The organism is Rhizobium sp. NZLR1b (assembly GCF_019685155.1).
GTDB lineage: Bacteria > Pseudomonadota > Alphaproteobacteria > Rhizobiales > Rhizobiaceae > Rhizobium.
Map to the genome: position 1 here is coordinate 36,832 of NZ_JABDWC010000031.1, position 16,662 is coordinate 53,493.

General features: G+C 60.8%; 9 protein-coding genes. 7 read left to right on the forward strand and 2 right to left on the reverse strand.

Annotation, left to right across the window (positions count from 1 at the left end; genetic code table 11):
• Nucleotides 1-307: 307 nt before the first annotated feature.
• The 4 genes from HJB84_RS29855 (at nucleotide 308) to HJB84_RS29870 (ending at nucleotide 4,903) form a co-directional block, all read left to right on the forward strand.
• Entirely contained in the window at nucleotides 308-625 is a 318-nt protein-coding gene (locus HJB84_RS29855; RefSeq protein ID WP_207581392.1) for a hypothetical protein, read from the forward strand.
• A 298-nt stretch (nucleotides 626-923) separates the two neighbouring features.
• On the forward strand, nucleotides 924-1,847 hold the full coding sequence (locus HJB84_RS29860; protein ID WP_207581393.1) for a hypothetical protein: 924 nt from the start codon (nucleotides 924-926) through the stop codon (nucleotides 1,845-1,847).
• A 14-nt stretch (nucleotides 1,848-1,861) separates the two neighbouring features.
• The gene (locus tag HJB84_RS29865) at nucleotides 1,862-3,001 is read left to right on the forward strand and encodes a DNA alkylation repair protein (RefSeq protein WP_221117682.1); all 1,140 of its coding nucleotides are present in this window, start codon (nucleotides 1,862-1,864) and stop codon (nucleotides 2,999-3,001) included.
• Between the two features lie 222 nt (nucleotides 3,002-3,223).
• A complete protein-coding gene (locus HJB84_RS29870; protein WP_207584351.1) occupies nucleotides 3,224-4,903 on the forward strand; it encodes a DEAD/DEAH box helicase in 1,680 nt (559 codons plus the stop codon).
• A 53-nt stretch (nucleotides 4,904-4,956) separates the two neighbouring features.
• Here HJB84_RS29870 and HJB84_RS29875 read toward each other — a convergent pair whose 3' ends face one another.
• Nucleotides 4,957-5,853 (reverse strand): DMT family transporter, encoded by an 897-nt coding sequence (locus HJB84_RS29875; RefSeq protein WP_221117683.1) that lies wholly within the window; start codon nucleotides 5,851-5,853, stop codon nucleotides 4,957-4,959.
• A 402-nt stretch (nucleotides 5,854-6,255) separates the two neighbouring features.
• Between HJB84_RS29875 and HJB84_RS29880 the strand changes: the two genes are divergently transcribed.
• Genes HJB84_RS29880 through HJB84_RS29890 form a run of 3 tightly spaced genes read left to right on the forward strand, consistent with a single transcriptional unit; the run spans nucleotide 6,256 to nucleotide 9,443 of the window.
• Nucleotides 6,256-7,665 carry a circularly permuted type 2 ATP-grasp protein gene (locus HJB84_RS29880; RefSeq protein ID WP_221117684.1) on the forward strand — a complete coding sequence of 470 codons (1,410 nt, stop codon included), beginning with the start codon at nucleotides 6,256-6,258 and terminating at the stop codon, nucleotides 7,663-7,665.
• Nucleotides 7,665-8,606, forward strand: a complete 942-nt coding sequence (locus HJB84_RS29885; protein WP_207581397.1) for an alpha-E domain-containing protein — start codon at nucleotides 7,665-7,667, stop codon at nucleotides 8,604-8,606. Before HJB84_RS29880 ends, HJB84_RS29885 begins: the two co-directional genes overlap by 1 nt.
• Nucleotides 8,607-8,618: 12 nt before the next feature.
• On the forward strand, nucleotides 8,619-9,443 hold the full coding sequence (locus HJB84_RS29890) for a transglutaminase family protein (protein ID WP_207581398.1): 825 nt from the start codon (nucleotides 8,619-8,621) through the stop codon (nucleotides 9,441-9,443).
• A 51-nt stretch (nucleotides 9,444-9,494) separates the two neighbouring features.
• Here HJB84_RS29890 and HJB84_RS29895 read toward each other — a convergent pair whose 3' ends face one another.
• Nucleotides 9,495-16,598 (reverse strand): M10 family metallopeptidase C-terminal domain-containing protein, encoded by a 7,104-nt coding sequence (locus HJB84_RS29895; protein WP_221117685.1) that lies wholly within the window; start codon nucleotides 16,596-16,598, stop codon nucleotides 9,495-9,497.
• Between the last annotated feature and the right edge of the window lie 64 nt (nucleotides 16,599-16,662).

Below are 16,662 nucleotides of genomic sequence, written 5' to 3' on the forward strand. Positions count from 1 at the left end.
ACTACAAAGACTGTAACACCAAGGCTTTTAACAAGGTTTTAACCATAAATTTTAGCGGGGGAATTTTACGAGCCCGCTCACCAGGCTGAAACTGCCTCACATTGGGAGCCCGGACTTGCACGAGACTGAAAAGCGGCGATATCGGCGGCAATGCCACCCTATGCATCATTCCACCCCCTGCCGGGACCCGTTGGAATCATGACGAAAATTTAATGCGGGAAGCGCTTGCGCGGCCATTTCGCCGCCGCGATCCGGGCGGAGTCTGGACATGGCTTTATCGAAGCCAGTCTAAATCAAGGAAAACAGCATGTCCGTTCTTCATAAGACCATGGCGACGGGCCTGATCGCGCTGACCCTTGTCAGCGCCTCGCTCGCCACCGCCACCACCGCCGATGCCCGTCCACGCGATGCCTTCTGGGGCGGGCTTGCCGCCGGCGTCGTCGGCGGCGCTCTGCTGTCCGAGGCCGCACGCCCGGCCTATCCCGCTTATCCTGCCTACCCCGCCTATCCCGCTTATCGCCCCTATCCGGTCTACCGGACCTACTACCGGCCGTCGTATTGCCACCTCGAATGGCGGCGCGACGATTGGGGCGATCCCTACCGCGTCAAAGTCTGCACCGAATAGCTGAAACCGCAACCGGCGCCACTTGACCTCCCGGCGGCGCCGGGCCAACAGCAGCTTCGGCATCAATGCCGATGGCGCAGTGTCCGCAACATCGCTCGATCCGATGAAGCGCTTTGGCTCCACAGTATCGGAGCACCAATTGCGCGCTGCATCCTCGATAAGCGATCTATTCGTCACTCTGTTAAATATCGCAAAAGGCAGCTAGTAATCCCCTCGAAGCGTTCGTGCTTTTCGCTTTCGCTATCGATCGAATTTCGAGCATCAGCCGGATATTTAACATGCGGAGGGCAGAAGCGGAATGGCCTTGAAAATCCCGGCTGCCGGTTGGGCGGCAGACGTAGTCGGCTTCCTATCCCGAAACATCCCGCGCGGCGATGGGGAAGAGGGCTGGAACCATATGTTCCTGACGGCCTATCAGATCGGTTGCGAAGCTCTGGTGGCACTCGGACAGGCCGATGAAACCCGCGGGGGCACAATCCCGCGTAAGAATGCTCAGCTACCTCTCGAACTGCCACGCTGGGACGATCTGTGCGTCTCGGTGCTTCGGCTGGCGGCACAACAGAGGCTGCTATCTTATCGCCTGCCTGATGGCAGCGTGCCTCTATCGACGGGCGGCTTTCTCGTTTACCGGTTAGGCGCACCACCTCCGCCTCCGCCGAATATCGCGGCTGCAAACGGTCTTGGTCCTGCGTTCGCAACATCCGAGGTCTTGCCTGTCATTCGGGCATTGGGGCTGCTTGCCGAAGGCCGTTGGACGGAGATTGCTGAAACCGTGTTCTGGCGGGACTGGCCAGAGGAATGGGAAATGAGTTTCACCTCCGATCCCCGTTTCTCTAACGCATTGGAGCAAGCTCTTGTCAGGATACCGGCTGATATCCGCGCCGAAATGGACAAACTTGTCACCATCACCGATGCGCAGGTGACAGCCGAGATGCAACGAAGTGCGGCAGCTTTAGAGGAGTCACGCGCCAAATATGGGCCGAACGCCAACATGATAAGTTCATCCGACACTCCGGAACGGGCACGAAGTAGCTTGGAGTTTATATCCCGGCACGAGCTTGACTGGCTGTTCTTCCGTCGCTGGCGCCTGACTGACGGGTGGCTCACGCCGAAAGACGCAGGCAAAGCGCTCGAAATCTTTCACGACGATCTCGCTATCGCCATGCGGTGCGCCGTCATTGAACGGCTCTATCCGAACTTGGTGTTTGCGGCCACCAGATAGGTAGGAGGATCAGCATGCCGGAACCGCTCAAGAACCTGCTGCATCAGGCGCTGGTCGGCGACATGGCCGATCGCATCGCCGCCCATGCGCCCGCCTTCGACAAGGGCCGTTTCGTGACGCTGGCGACCGATGGCCTCGGGGCGATGGAGTTGATGGAACGCTCGGCCCTGATCCGCGACGCGCTGTTTGCCACGCTTCCCGATGATTTTCCTGGGGCGGCCGCTATCCTGAAGGCGAGCCTCCCTGCATCAGGCAGGCCCGGTCTATCAGGCTGGATGCTGCTGCCGGTCAACCAGTTCATCGCCACACGCGGCCTTGATCATTTCGAACTCGGTCTCGATCTCCTGAAGGCGCTGACGCCGTATTTCACCGCCGAATTCGGCATCCGCCCGTTCATCCACCGCGACCAGCAGCGTGCGCTTGCCATCATTTCCGGCTGGGTCGACGATCCCGATCGGCATGTGCGCCGGCTGGCGAGCGCGGGAACGCGGCCACGTCTGCCTTGGGCGATGCGCCTGTCGCAACTCGTGAAGGATCCGGCGCCGATCCTGCCGATCCTGACCGAATTGATCGACGATCCGGAGGATTATGTTCGCCGCTCCGTCGCCAACAGCCTGAACGATATCGCCAAGGATCATCCGGACATGGTCGCCGCCTTCATCGCCGGCCACATCGAAAACGCCACCCGCGAACGCCGTTGGCTGCTGAAGCACGCCTCCCGCACGCTTTTGAAGAAGGGCCATACGCAGGCGCTCGCCAATTTCGGCTTCGGCGCGGCTGCCTCGCTCGCATGCGAATTGCGGCTCGCAAACAGCGAGGTGCTCTTCGGCGAAGGGCTGGATTTCGAAATCCGCGTGACGAATGCCGGCGAGACCCCGCAATCGCTGATGATCGACTACGCCATCCACCACGTGAAGGGTGACGGTTCGCTCTCGCCCAAGGTCTTCAAGTGCAAGACGATCATGCTCGCGCCGGGCCAAAGCCACGCGATCGAGCGCCGCCACGCCATGCGGCCGATTACCACGCGGCGCTATTATCCCGGTAAACATCGCATCGCCATCCTCGTCAACGGCGCGGAGACCGCATCGGAAAGCTTCGTCCTCGTCATGCCTTCTCTTGAGCCTGGCGGAGGCTTTCTTGTGCACTGCACTTGACTTTGTGAGAGAACTAGCCCAAATGCGGCTCAGCTTTCACCCTTCCGGCCGCCGCGTGAGCGTGCCCCTGCTAGAAAATACGGACGCAGGAAGAAGGGACAAAAGCGCATTTCGATAGAGCGCCGCACTCCCATGAGCGGCCAGAAGCGCTGGAAAGCTTTTTCCAACTCACAAGTTCCCACTTCACGCGGGGTTCTTGACGCCAGAATGAAACCGGATCGCATGGTGCGTTCCGGCGATAGTCGTTGTGGCGCCCCGAAAGGTTATGCCTTGACTAATTTTGAATCGCTTGGTGTCTCCAAGCCGATCGTCGCTACTTTGTTCCAGCTCGGCATCGAAACGCCGACGCCGATCCAGGAACATGCCATTCCCCTCCTTCTCGAAGGCCGCGACCTGATCGGTCTTGCCCAGACCGGCACCGGCAAGACGGCCGCTTTCGGCCTGCCGCTCATCGAGAAGCTGCTTGCCGACGAACGTCGCCCCGACAACCGCACGACGCGGACGCTGATCCTGGCGCCGACCCGCGAACTGGTGAACCAGATCGCCGAGAGCCTGAAGAAGTTCATCCGCAAGTCGCATCTGCGCATCAACGTCGTCGTCGGCGGGGTTTCGATCAACAAGCAGCAGCTTCAGCTCGAAAAGGGCACCGATATCCTCGTCGCCACGCCCGGCCGCCTGCTCGACCTCATCAATCGCCGGGCGATCTCGCTGACCACAGTCCGCTATCTCGTGCTTGATGAAGCCGATCAGATGCTCGACCTCGGCTTCGTTCACGATCTGCGCAAGATCGCCAAGATGGTGCCGAAGAAGCGCCAGACCATGCTTTTCTCGGCCACCATGCCGAAGGCAATCGCCGATCTCGCCGGTGACTACCTCGTCGATCCCGTCAAGGTCGAAGTCACACCGCCCGGCAAGGCTGCCGACAAGGTCGAGCAATACGTCCATTTCGTCGGCGGCAAGAACGACAAGACGGAACTGCTCCGCAAGTCGCTGACCGAAAACCCCGATGGCCGCGCCATCGTCTTCCTGCGCACCAAGCACGGTGCGGAGAAGCTGATGAAGCATCTCGAAAACATCGGCTATTCCGTCGCCTCGATCCACGGCAACAAGAGCCAGGGGCAACGTGAGCGAGCGCTGAAGGCCTTCCGCGACGGCAGCATCAAGACACTGATCGCCACCGACGTTGCCGCCCGCGGCATCGACATCCCGGCCGTCAGCCATGTCTACAACTACGACCTGCCCGAAGTGCCCGACGCCTACGTTCACCGCATCGGCCGCACGGCGCGCGCCGGTCGCGACGGCATCGCGATTGCCTTCTGCGCCCCCGACGAAGCCAAGTTGCTGCGTGACATCGAGCGCCTGATGGGCATCGACATCGCAGTCGCAAGCGGCGAGCCGCCGGCAAATATCAGTGGCGGCCCCCGCCGCGCTAACGGCAATGGCAACAACCGCAATCGTGGTGGCGGCCAAGGTCAGGCGCGCGAAGGTCAGGGTCGTGGCGAAGGCCGTGGCGATCAGAACCGTTCGGAGCATCGCGGCAGCCACCAGGAGCGCCGTCCGCGTCCCGAACGCACCGCTCGCAACGAGGATTTCCGCGGCCAGCGCCGCGGCGAAGCCACCCCGAATCTTGGTCCCGACAACGATCTGGCCTCGACCTCCGACTTCCGCCCCTCGGCAAAGCCGCAGCGTCCCGCCCATGGCGGCCATGCCAATGGCGAGCCGAGCGGTCATCATCGCGGCAACGGCCGCCACGCCCACGGCCGCCCGGCTCGCAAGCACGGTGAAGACCGCGGCCCACAGCAGGCCCAGGGCGGGGAACCCCGTCGCGACGGCAACGGCGGCGACCGTCGCGGTGGCTCCGGCTCCCGCAATGGCGGCGGCCAGCGCCGCGAACGCGCCTAAGCATCGATAGACTGAAAAGCAGAAAGGCCGGGATTTCCCGGCCTTTCTGCTATCTACGCTTCCGCAGGCTCGCTGAATGCCCTGCGGTTCGTCAGGTAGACCCCCATCACGACCACCACGGTGCCGACGATCAACGGCAGCGTCAGCGGTTCCCCAAAAGCGATGAAGGCCTCAAGGGCGACGGCCGGCGGCATCAGGTAGATCAGCGAGGCAGCTCGTGAAACCTGGCCGCGGCGGATCAGATGAAGCAGCAACCCGACGCCACCCATCGACAGCCCGAAGACCGACCAGGCGAGCGCGCCATAGGCCTGCGCGGAGCCATCGAAATGCTGTTGCTCGAAAATGAGCGAAAGCGGCAGCGTGAGCATCAGCGCGCCGATATATTGCAGCGTCGCGATGGTCCTGAGGTCGCCCGATTGCAGGTGCTTCTTCTGGTAAAGCGTGCCGTAGGTAACGGACCCCATGGCAATGAGGTTGATCGCCAGCGGCAGAGCGGCATGTGTGAGATCGGCGGTTGCCGGATCGAGGAGCTTCGGCGAAATGGCGATGGCAATGCCGATGAAGCCGAGGCCAAGCCCGAATTTCTGTGCCTGTTGCAGCCGCTCGCCGACCAAGAAGGGAGCTGCCATTGCCGTCAAAAGCGGCTGCAGCGCCGCGATGATTCCCGATATGCCGGCCGGCACGCCGTTGGCAATCGCCCACCAGAGGCCGGCGAGATAGAAACCATGCAGGAAGAAACCGGAATAGATGGCGCGTAGCCACGTCGCCCGGCTTGTCGGCCATCGCGCCCGCGCCGCCAGGCAGAGCCCCAGGAAGGCCGCCGCCGACAGCGCGTAGCGGATCGAAAGAAAGGTGAAGGGCTCGGAATGCAGCGAGGCGTATTTCGCCACCACCCAGCCCGTTGACCAGAGCAGGACGAAAACGGCGGGGGCAAGGCGATCGAGGGACATGGGGATGCTCGCGAGAGAAGGGCTGGTCGCGCTGATAGCCGCACCCGGCCGTTCAGTCAAAGTCGAAGCGTTGATGCTTATTTGTAATTGCGCTGATGGTTGGGATTGCAGGACGAATCTGCCGGCTTTCCCCACTCTTCTCATCCCAGTGACAGGCACAGGATGAGGAGAGTGGGGTTCTGTCGGCGCCCAACAAACCACGGCGACCGAACGAAAAACGATCAAATGCTCAGATTTTGCGCAAGCCTGCAGATCGATTATCCGGCATGCCGCACCGCACCACTTTAAATGCCCGGATTTTCACCCGTTTCCCGCAGCGCAAAATCTTTTCCTCGAACTGCGCATGGTTCTTGCATTGCCATTTGCGTTGTATTCAAATGAACGAAAAGGGGAGCTGCACTTTTGGCATTTGATGAAATGATTATCGGGGACGAAAATCCTCGCCCGCCTTATGAAAAATACTTCGAGTGGTACAACAGCCAAGACCGGGCGCATCTGATTGCTAAGTCCCGCGATGCGGAAAACATTTTCCGGAAGACCGGCATCACCTTCGCGGTCTATGGCCATGCCGATAGCTCCGAAAAGCTCATCCCCTTCGATATCATTCCCCGCATCATCTCCGCCCGCGAATGGCGCAGGCTCGCCCAGGGCATCGAGCAGCGGGTGATCGCACTCAACGCCTTTCTCGATGATATCTACCATAAGCAGGAGATTATTCGCGCCGGCCGCATCCCGCGCGAGCTGATCGAGAACAACGTTACCTTCATCCCCGAGATGGTCGGCTTCCGCCCGCCCGGCGGCGTCTACACCCACATCGTCGGCACCGACATCGTGCGCACCGGCGAGGACCAGTTCTACGTGCTCGAGGACAATGCGCGTACGCCTTCCGGCGTCAGCTACATGCTGGAAAACCGGGAAACCATGATGCAGATGTTCCCCGAGCTCTTTCATGAGAACAAGGTGCAGCGCGTCGAGGACTATCCCTACCTGCTGCGCCAGAGCCTCGCGTCCCTCGCTCCTCCCGGCTGCGCCGGCAAGCCGCGCGTCGCGGTACTGACGCCCGGCATCTACAATTCGGCCTATTACGAGCATTCCTTCCTCGCCGACATGATGGGCGTCGAACTGGTCGAGGGCTCGGATTTGCGCGTCATCGACGGCAAGGTGAAGATGCGGACGACCCGCGGTTACGAGGCGATCGACGTGCTCTACCGCCGCGTCGACGACGACTTCCTCGACCCCCTCACCTTCCGAGCTGATTCCGCGCTCGGCATTCCCGGCATCATGGACGTCTACCGCTCCGGCAATATCACCATCGCCAACGCACCTGGTACCGGCATTTGCGACGACAAGGCGATCTATTCCTATATGCCGGAGATCGTCGAATTCTACACCGGCAGCAAGGCGCTGCTGGAAAACGTGCCGACCTGGCGCTGTTCGGAGGCGAGCAGCCTGAAATACGTGCTGGAGCATCTGGAAGAGTTGGTGGTCAAGGAAGTGCACGGCTCGGGCGGCTACGGCATGCTGGTCGGCCCGACGGCTTCGAAGAAGGAGCGCGCCGATTTCGCTGAGAAGCTGAAGGCCAAGCCGAACAACTACATCGCCCAGCCGACGCTGTCGCTCTCCACCGTGCCAATCCTCGTCAACAAAGGGATTGCGCCGCGCCATGTCGACCTTCGCCCCTATGTGCTCGTATCTGACAAGGTTCAGATCATTCCGGGCGGGCTCACCCGCGTGGCGTTGAAGCAGGGATCGCTGGTGGTCAATTCCAGCCAGGGCGGCGGCACCAAAGACACCTGGGTATTGGAGGACTGATGCTCGGAAGAACCGCAAACGGCCTCTACTGGATGTTCCGCTACATCGAGCGCGCCGAAAATATCGCCCGCCTTGTCGATGCCGGGCTACGCATGTCGCTGACCCGCAGCAGCGCCGGCGACGACAACTGGGATGGCGTGCTGCAAAGTGCCGGCGTACGCGAGGCCTATGACGAGGGCCATGCGAAGCTGACCAACGCCGACGCGATCGACTATCTCCTGCGCGATCGCGCCAACCCGTCGAGCGTCATGTCCTGCATCGACTCCGGCCGCAACAACGCCCGCATGGTGCGCACCGCGCTGACGCGGGAGACTTGGGAAGCGACCAACGAATGCTGGATCGACCTGAAGTCGCTCCTCGAAAAACGCGTCAAGCCGGCCGAAATGCCGGAGGTGATCGACGCCATCAAGCGCCGCGCCGGCCTGATCCGCGGCGCTTTCCATGGTTCGACGCTACGCAACGAACTCTATAATTTCGCCCGCATCGGCACCTTCATCGAGCGGGCCGACAATACCAGCCGTATCCTCGACGTGAAATATTACGTGCTGCTGCCCTCGGTCTCGGCCGTCGGCTCCTCTCTCGACAACGTGCAATGGGAATCGATCCTGCGCTCGGTCTCCGCCCACCGCGCCTATAGCTGGGCCTATGACGGCGAATACCGCGCCATGAACATTGCCGACTTCCTGACCCTGAACGTCCAGATGCCGCGCTCACTCGCCTATTGTTACGAGAAGATCGTCAGCAATCTCGGCTATCTCGCCCAGGATTACGAGGAGCGGCTGCCTGCCCACGATACCGCCGATGCGATCCGCACCACGCTGCAGACGCGGGCGATCCGCGATATCATGGATCAGGGCCTGCATGAGTTCCTGGAGGATTTCGTCTCGCGCAACAATCAGCTCGGCGCCGAGATTTCCAACGGCTACCGGTTCTACGTTTAAGCGGATCAGAACATGAGACTGAAAATCAGCCACCTCACCGAATATCGCTACGACGAACCGGCGCAGTTCTCGCTGCAGCGGCTCAGACTGACGCCGCCGACGAGCCCCGCCCAGAAGGTGCTCGGCTGGTCGCTGAACGTCGAGGGCGCCACCCCCGAGGTGGAATATGACGACCAGTACGGCAATCACGTCAACCTGGTCTCGCTGGAAGGCGAGCAGGACGTGACGCGCATTCTGGCCGAAGGTGAGGTCGAGACGGCGGATAACAACGGTGTCACCGGCCCGCATACCGGCTTCTGCCCACTTTGGCTTTTCCTGCGCGAAACGCCGCTGACCAAGGGCGGCAAGCTGGTCAAGGAACTGATCAAGGACGTCGGCGGCGATAATGCGCTGGCCCGCATGCATGCGCTCATGGAAGCAATCCACCAGACGGTCGATTATAAGCCCGGCACCAGCAACACCGAGACGACGGCCGAACAGGCCCTTGAGAAAAAGAGCGGCGTCTGCCAGGACCATGCCCACATCTTCATCGCCGCCGCCCGCGCCCTGCAGGTGCCGGCGCGTTATATCTCGGGCTATCTTATGATGGCGGAAAAGGTCGAACAGGCGGCGACCCATGCCTGGGCCGAGGCCCATATCCCCGGCCTCGGCTGGGTCGGTTTCGATCCAGCCAACGAAATCTGCCCGGATACGCGTTATGTCCGCGTCGCCTCCGGCCTCTGCTACCGCGACGCCGCGCCGATTTCAGGCATGCGCATCGGCACGCCGGGCGAAACGCTGTCGGTCACCGTGAAGGTCGAGAACGGCGGCCAGATGCAAAGCCAGAGCCAGAGCTGAGCGGCATCAGCCCACCCCGGCAGAATTTGTGCCGCAAGGCCCAAGCGAAGGTCACGCAAACAAGAAGTCCCACGACTGAAGGCTTGAAACAGCAACATTCTTCAGCGTTATGGTGTTGTCGGAATCGGCTGTAATAATTGCATCACTCCCAGACTGCTGGGTTGCCGCAAAAAGCGATGCCCAGTCGGCGAAAATGCTGTCATCGATCCAGATCGCGTCATGTGCGGAGCCGATTGCCACGAAGTTTGTGATCGTATCGTGGCCCCAGTTCGGCGAATAAACGAAGACGTCGGCTGCCGCTCCACCAGTGAGGATATCGTTGCCGGCGCCACCCGTTAGCGTATTGGAACCACTGCCGCCGACGATAACGTTGTTCAGCGCATTCCCTGTTCCGGCAAACACCCCAGTGCCGGCAAAGCTCAGGTTCTCGACATTGTCGGCAAGCGTATAGCTCGCCAGGTTCGTGCGAACCGTGTCGATCCCATTATCGGCGGCTTCGGTGACGAGGTCGCCGGCATTGTCGACGATATAAGTGTCGTTGCCCGCACCACCGATCAAGGTGTCAGCACCTGCCCCGCCATTCAGCGTGTCAGTGCCGGCGCCGCCGGTGATCGTGTTGGCGAGCGCATTGCCGGTGCCGGTGAAGCTGGCAGATCCCGTATAGGTCAGGTTCTCGACATTGTTGCCGAGCGTATAGCTTGCAAGCGCCGTCTGGACCGTGTCCGTCCCTTCGTTCACATTCTCGATCACGATGTCGGTCGCAATATCGACCACATAGATGTCGTCACCCGTCCCGCCCAACATCGTGTCGGCACCAGACCCGCCGATCAAAGTGTCGTTGCCGCCAGCCCCCATGAGCTTGTCGGCAGCAACACCGCCCTTGAGGACGTTGTCGAGCGCATTGCCGGCACCGGTAAAGCTGGCGGATCCCGTATAGGTCAAGTTCTCGACATTGGCCCCCAGCGTGTAGGCGGCCAGATTCGTCAGCACTGTGTCGATACCCTCGTCGGCATTTTCGACGACGATATCACCGGTGGAGATGACATAGGTATCGTCGCCCGCACCGCCCTTGAGCGTGTCCACGCCCGCCCCTCCGGTGAGGATGTTGTTCAGCGCATTCCCTGTCCCGGTAAAGGCCACCGTGCCGATGTAGGTGAGGTTCTCGACATCGCTGCCAAGCGTATAGCTCGCCAGTGTCGTGCGAACCGTGTCGATCCCCGCCGCTTCGGTGACGATGTCGCCGGCATTGTCGACGATATAGGTGTCGTCGCCTGCACCGCCGATCAAGGTGTCAGCACCTGCCCCACCGTTCAGCACATCATTGCCGGCGCCGCCGGTGATGGTGTTGGCCAGCGCATTGCCGGTACCGGTGAAGCTGGCGGATCCCGTATAGGTCAGGTTCTCGACATTGGCCAATGCGGCAAGCGAGTAGGCTGCAAGCGCCGTGCGGATTTCGTCGGTGCCGGCACTGATCGCCTCGGTGATCACGTCGCTCGCACTGTCGACCACATAGATGTCGTTGCCAGCACCGCCGATCAGCGTGTCGTTGCCGGCGCCGCCGTCCAGAAGATCGTTGCCGGCGCCGCCGGTGATCTTGTTGGCGAGCGCATTGCCGGTGCCGGTGAAGCTGGCGGATCCCGTATAGGTCAGGTTCTCGACATTGACCAATGCAGCGATCGAGTAGGTCGCAAGCGCCGTGCGGATTTCGTCGGTGCCGGCACTGACCGCCTCGGTGATCACGTCGCTCGCACTGTCGACCACATAGATGTCGTTGCCAGCACCCCCGATCAGCGTGTCGTTGCCGGCGCCGCCGTCAAGCGTGTCGTTGCCGGCGCCCCCGGTGATCGTGTTGTCGAGCAGATTCCCTGTCCCGACAAAGGATACCGTGCCGATGTAGGTGAGGTTCTCGACATCGCTGCCAAGCGTATAGCTTGCCAGCGTCGTGCGAACCGTGTCGATCCCCTCATCGGCGGCTTCGGTGACGGTGTCGCCGGCATTGTCGACGATGTAGGTGTCGCTGCCCTCACCACCGATCAAGGTATCCGCACCTGCCGCGCCGTTCAGCACATCATTGCCGGCGCCGCCTGAAAGCGTATCGGTGGCAGCGCCACCCGTGATCGTGTTGTCGAGATTGTTGCCGGTACCAGCGAAAGTCCCAGTGCCGGCAAAGCTCAGGTTCTCGACATTGTCGGCAAGCGTATAGCTCGCCAGGTTCGTGCGAACCGTGTCGATCCCATTATCGGCGGCTTCGGTGACGAGGTCGCCGGCATTGTCGACGATATAAGTGTCGTTGCCCGCACCACCGATCAAGGTGTCAGCACCTGCCCCGCCATTCAGCGTGTCAGTGCCGGCGCCGCCGGTGATCGTGTTGGCGAGCGCATTGCCGGTGCCGGTGAAGCTGGCAGATCCCGTATAGGTCAGGTTCTCGACATTGTTGCCGAGCGTATAGCTTGCAAGCGCCGTCTGGACCGTGTCCATCCCTTCGTTCACATTCTCGATCACGATGTCGGTCGCAATATCGACCACATAGATGTCGTCACCCGTCCCGCCCAACATCGTGTCGGCACCAGACCCGCCGATCAAAGTGTCGTTGCCGCCAGCCCCCATGAGCTTGTCGGCAGCAACACCGCCTATGATAATGTTGTCGAGCAGATTCCCTGTCCCGGCAAAGGCTGCCGTTCCGATGTAGGTGAGGTTCTCGACATTGGCCGCCAGTGTGTAGGCGGCCNCTATGTCGGTCGCAATATCGACCACATAGATGTCGTCACCCGTCCCGCCCAACATCGTGTCGGCACCAGACCCGCCGATCAAAGTGTCGTTGCCGCCAGCCCCCATGAGCTTGTCGGCAGCAACACCGCCTATGATAATGTTGTCGAGCAGATTCCCTGTCCCGGCAAAGGCTGCCGTTCCGATGTAGGTGAGGTTCTCGACATTGGCCGCCAGTGTGTAGGCGGCCAGTGTCGTGCGAACCGTGTCGATCCCATTATCGGCGGCTTCGGTGACGAGGTCGCCGGCATTGTCGACGATATAAGTGTCGTTGCCCTCACCGCCGATCAAGCTGTCGGCGCCAGCCCCGCCATTCAGCGTATCGTTGCCGACACCGCCGGAAAGCGTATCGTTGGCAGCGCCGCCCATGATCGTGTTGTCGAGATCATTGCCTGTTCCGACAAAGGCTGCCGTGCCGATATAGCTGAGGTTCTCGAGGTCGCTGCCAAGCGTGTAGCTCGCCAGCGTCGTGCGAACCGTGTCGGTCCCCGCCGCGTCGGTGACGATGTCACCGGCATTGTCGACGATGTAGGTGTCGTCGCCTGCACCGCCAATTAGGGCGTCAGCGCCAGTTCCGCCATTCAGCGTATCGTTGCCGACACCGCCGGTGATCGTGTTGGCCAGCGCATTGCCGGTACCGGTGAAGCTGGCGGATCCCGTATAGGTCAGGTTCTCGACATTGGCCAATGCGGCGATCGAGTAGGCTGCAAGCGCCGTGCGGATTTCGTCGGTGCCGGCGCTGACCGCCTCGATGATCACGTCGCTCGCACTGTCGACCACATAGATGTCGTTGCCAGCACCGCCGATCAGCGTGTCGTTGCCGGCGCCACCGTCAAGCGTGTCATTGCCGGCGCCGCCGGTGATCGTGTTGGCAAGGCTGTTTCCAGTCCCAGCAAAAGCACCGGTGCCGATGAAGGTCAGGTTCTCGACATTGGCAATATTGGTCAAGGCATAGGAAGAAAGCACCGTCCTGATCAGATCGATCCCTTCATTCAGCCCTTCGGTGACCACGTCGGAAACATCGACAATATAGGTGTCGTTGCCCGCTCCGCCGATCAGTATGTCTGCTCCGGCCTTTCCGTCCAGGGTGTCGGCACCTGCCGCGCCCTTGATGGTGTTGGCGAGGCTATTGCCTGTTCCGGTAAAAGTTCCCGTGCCGACAAAGCTCAGGTTCTCGACATTGCTGCCAAGGGTATAGCTTGCGAGTGTCGTGCGAACAGTATCGGTTCCCGCGCCGGTGTTCTCGGCGACGCTGTCGCCGGCATTGTCGACGATGTAGATGTCGTCGCCCACCCCGCCGGTCAAGCTGTCCGCACCTGCCCCGCCATCCAGCGTGTCATTGCCGGCGCCGCCGGTGATCTTGTTGGCCAGCGCATTGCCGGTGCCGGTGAAGCTGGCGGATCCCGTGTAGGTCAGGTTCTCGACATTGGCCAATGCGGCGATCGAGTAGGCTGCAAGCGCCGTGCGGATCTCATCGGTGCCGGCGCTGACCGCCTCGGTGATCACGTCGCTCGCACTGTCGACCACATAGATGTCGTTGCCGGCACCGCCGATCAGCGTGTCGTTGCCGGCGCCACCGTCAAGCGTGTCATTGCCGGCGCCGCCGGTGATCGTGTTGGCAAGGCTGTTTCCAGTCCCAGCAAAAGCACCGGTGCCGATGAAGGTCAGGTTCTCGACATTGGCAATATTGGTCAAGGCATAGGAAGAAAGCACCGTCCTGATCAGATCGATCCCTTCATTCAGCCCTTCGGTGACCACGTCGGAAACATCGACAATATAGGTGTCGTTGCCCGCTCCGCCGATCAGTATGTCTGCTCCGGCCTTTCCGTCCAGGGTGTCGGCACCTGCCGCGCCCTTGATGGTGTTGGCGAGGCTATTGCCTGTTCCGGTAAAAGTTCCCGTGCCGACAAAGCTCAGGTTCTCGACATTGCTGCCAAGGGTATAGCTTGCGAGTGTCGTGCGAACAGTATCGGTTCCCGCGCCGGTGTTCTCGGCGACGCTGTCGCCGGCATTGTCGACGATGTAGATGTCGTCGCCCACCCCGCCGGTCAAGCTGTCCGCACCTGCCCCGCCATCCAGCGTGTCATTGCCGGCGCCGCCGGTGATCTTGTTGGCCAGCGCATTGCCGGTGCCGGTGAAGCTGGCGGATCCCGTGTAGGTCAGGTTCTCGACATTGGCCAATGCGGCGATCGAGTAGGCTGCAAGCGCCGTGCGGATTTCGTCGGTGCCGGCGCTGACCGCCTCGATGATCACGTCGCTCGCACTGTCGACCACATAGATGTCGTTGCCAGCACCGCCGATCAGCGTGTCGTTGCCGGCGCCACCGTCAAGCGTGTCATTGCCGGCGCCGCCGGTGATCGTGTTGGCAAGGCTGTTTCCAGTCCCAGCAAAAGCACCGGTGCCGATGAAGGTCAGGTTCTCGACATTGGCAATATTGGTCAAGGCATAGGAAGAAAGCACCGTCCTGATCAGATCGATCCCTTCATTCAGCCCTTCGGTGACCACGTCGGAAACATCGACAATATAGGTGTCGTTGCCCGCTCCGCCGATCAGTATGTCTGCTCCGGCCTTTCCGTCCAGGGTGTCGGCACCTGCCGCGCCCTTGATGGTGTTGGCGAGGCTATTGCCTGTTCCGGTAAAAGTTCCCGTGCCGACAAAGCTCAGGTTCTCGACATTGCTGCCAAGGGTATAGCTTGCGAGTGTCGTGCGAACAGTATCGGTTCCCGCGCCGGTGTTCTCGGCGACGCTGTCGCCGGCATTGTCGACGATGTAGATGTCGTCGCCCACCCCGCCGGTCAAGCTGTCCGCACCTGCCCCGCCATCCAGCGTGTCATTGCCGGCGCCGCCGGTGATCTTGTTGGCCAGCGCATTGCCGGTGCCGGTGAAGCTGGCGGATCCCGTGTAGGTCAGGTTCTCGACATTGGCCAATGCGGCGATCGAGTAGGCTGCAAGCGCCGTCTGGACCGTGTCCGTCCCCTTGTTCGCACTCTCGATCACAACATCGAAGCTATCGCCGACCAAATAGATGTCGTTGCCGGCACCGCCGATCAGTGTGTCATTGCCGGCGCCGCCGTCCAGCAAATCGTTGCCGGCGCCGCCGGCGATCGTGTTGGCGAGGCCGTTTCCAGTCCCGCTAAAATCGCCGGTGCCGATGAAGGTCAGGTTTTCGACATTGGCAATATTCGTCAAGGCATAGGAAGAAAGCGCCGTCCTGATCAGATCGGTCCCTTCATTCAGCCCTTCGGTGACCACGTCGGAAGCATCGACAATATAGGTGTCGTTGCCTGTTCCGCCGATCAATGTGTCCTTGCCGGAACCGCCGGTAAGGGAATCATTTCCGGCATTGCCCCAGAGCGTATTGTCCGCCTCGTTGCCGATAATCGTATCGTTGCCGGAGCCGGCCTGAACGTTCTCAATCAACGACGCGACATTGTCGTGATAAAGAAGGGCGTTGAAAATGTTGCCGCGGGCATAGCCATTGTTCGGACCACCCCCGAGATAAGACAACTGGCCCTGTGAAAAAACCGAGTACCCCCCTGCTCGCAAGTCGATTTTAAGGCCGATCGTATAGGCACTCAGATCATAGGTGTCGGTACCGCCGCCGTCCCAGATTGTTGCGAAGATCCTGTTGGCAGCGGGCGTGATGGCTGCAACGCCGTTGACATAGGTGATGCCTTGGTTCGGATTCCACTTATAGACGGTGTCGCCACTGTTCGTTGTGTAGTCCGCACCATACATTTCCTGTAGGGCGGCGATGTCGAGCATCATGAAGCTTTGTGGCGCGCCATCATGCTCATACTTGGCCCCACTCTCATCGTCTCCGATGAATGTGTGGTAGGTCATGATCGTATATTCGAGCGAGTCGTAGGCGCTCGGAACAACTATCCCATCTTCGTGAGCATGTTTCAGTCCGAGAGCGTGACCCAGCTCATGCGCCAGGGTATGACCTGCATAGTTGCCGAACCTCGGAAAGCGAAGATCATCTTCGGTGCCAGCATATCCCGTCCCGAACCAGATATCACCACCCGGCGCCCCGGCAATTGGTAAATAGGCCCATGCCGTGTCAGGCAGAGACGATTGCGCGAACCGCACCGTTGCGGTATTGGCGCTTCCGGCCTCAAAGTTGGCGTTCGTGAATCCCTCGACGGAGAAGCCGTCATTTGCCGCACTCCCGTAAGACTGCTCCATAAAGTACAAGGCGAGAGATTGCTGCTGCGACGAAATTGAAGAGAAAGAATGGTATTTCTCGTCGCCATAGGTATAAGATGTCGACGTTGTGGGAAACGCGTAGGTTATTGTTCCGTCCCAGGCAAAGTCGCCCAAGAGCCCGTCTACCTTCTGATCTCCAGTCGAGCTGACGTACGTCTTCCCAGTCGTAAGGTCCGTCATAAAATCCTCGTTTGCCTATTCCACCGGCAGCAGCTATTGCCGATTTCCCTCTGCCCCATCTGAG

Bases quoted from the DNA above. Each gene is read 5' to 3' on its own strand.
- HJB84_RS29870 (WP_207584351.1), top strand. From the start codon at position 3,224: ATGGTGCGTTCCGGCGATAGTCGTTGTGGCGCCCCGAAAGGTTATGCC.
- HJB84_RS29860 (WP_207581393.1), top strand. From the start codon at position 924: ATGGCCTTGAAAATCCCGGCTGCCGGTTGGGCGGCAGACGTAGTCGGC.
- HJB84_RS29885 (WP_207581397.1), top strand. From the start codon at position 7,665: ATGCTCGGAAGAACCGCAAACGGCCTCTACTGGATGTTCCGCTACATC.
- HJB84_RS29875 (WP_221117683.1), bottom strand. From the start codon at position 5,853: ATGTCCCTCGATCGCCTTGCCCCCGCCGTTTTCGTCCTGCTCTGGTCA.
- HJB84_RS29855 (WP_207581392.1), top strand. From the start codon at position 308: ATGTCCGTTCTTCATAAGACCATGGCGACGGGCCTGATCGCGCTGACC.
- HJB84_RS29865 (WP_221117682.1), top strand. From the start codon at position 1,862: ATGCCGGAACCGCTCAAGAACCTGCTGCATCAGGCGCTGGTCGGCGAC.
- HJB84_RS29890 (WP_207581398.1), top strand. From the start codon at position 8,619: ATGAGACTGAAAATCAGCCACCTCACCGAATATCGCTACGACGAACCG.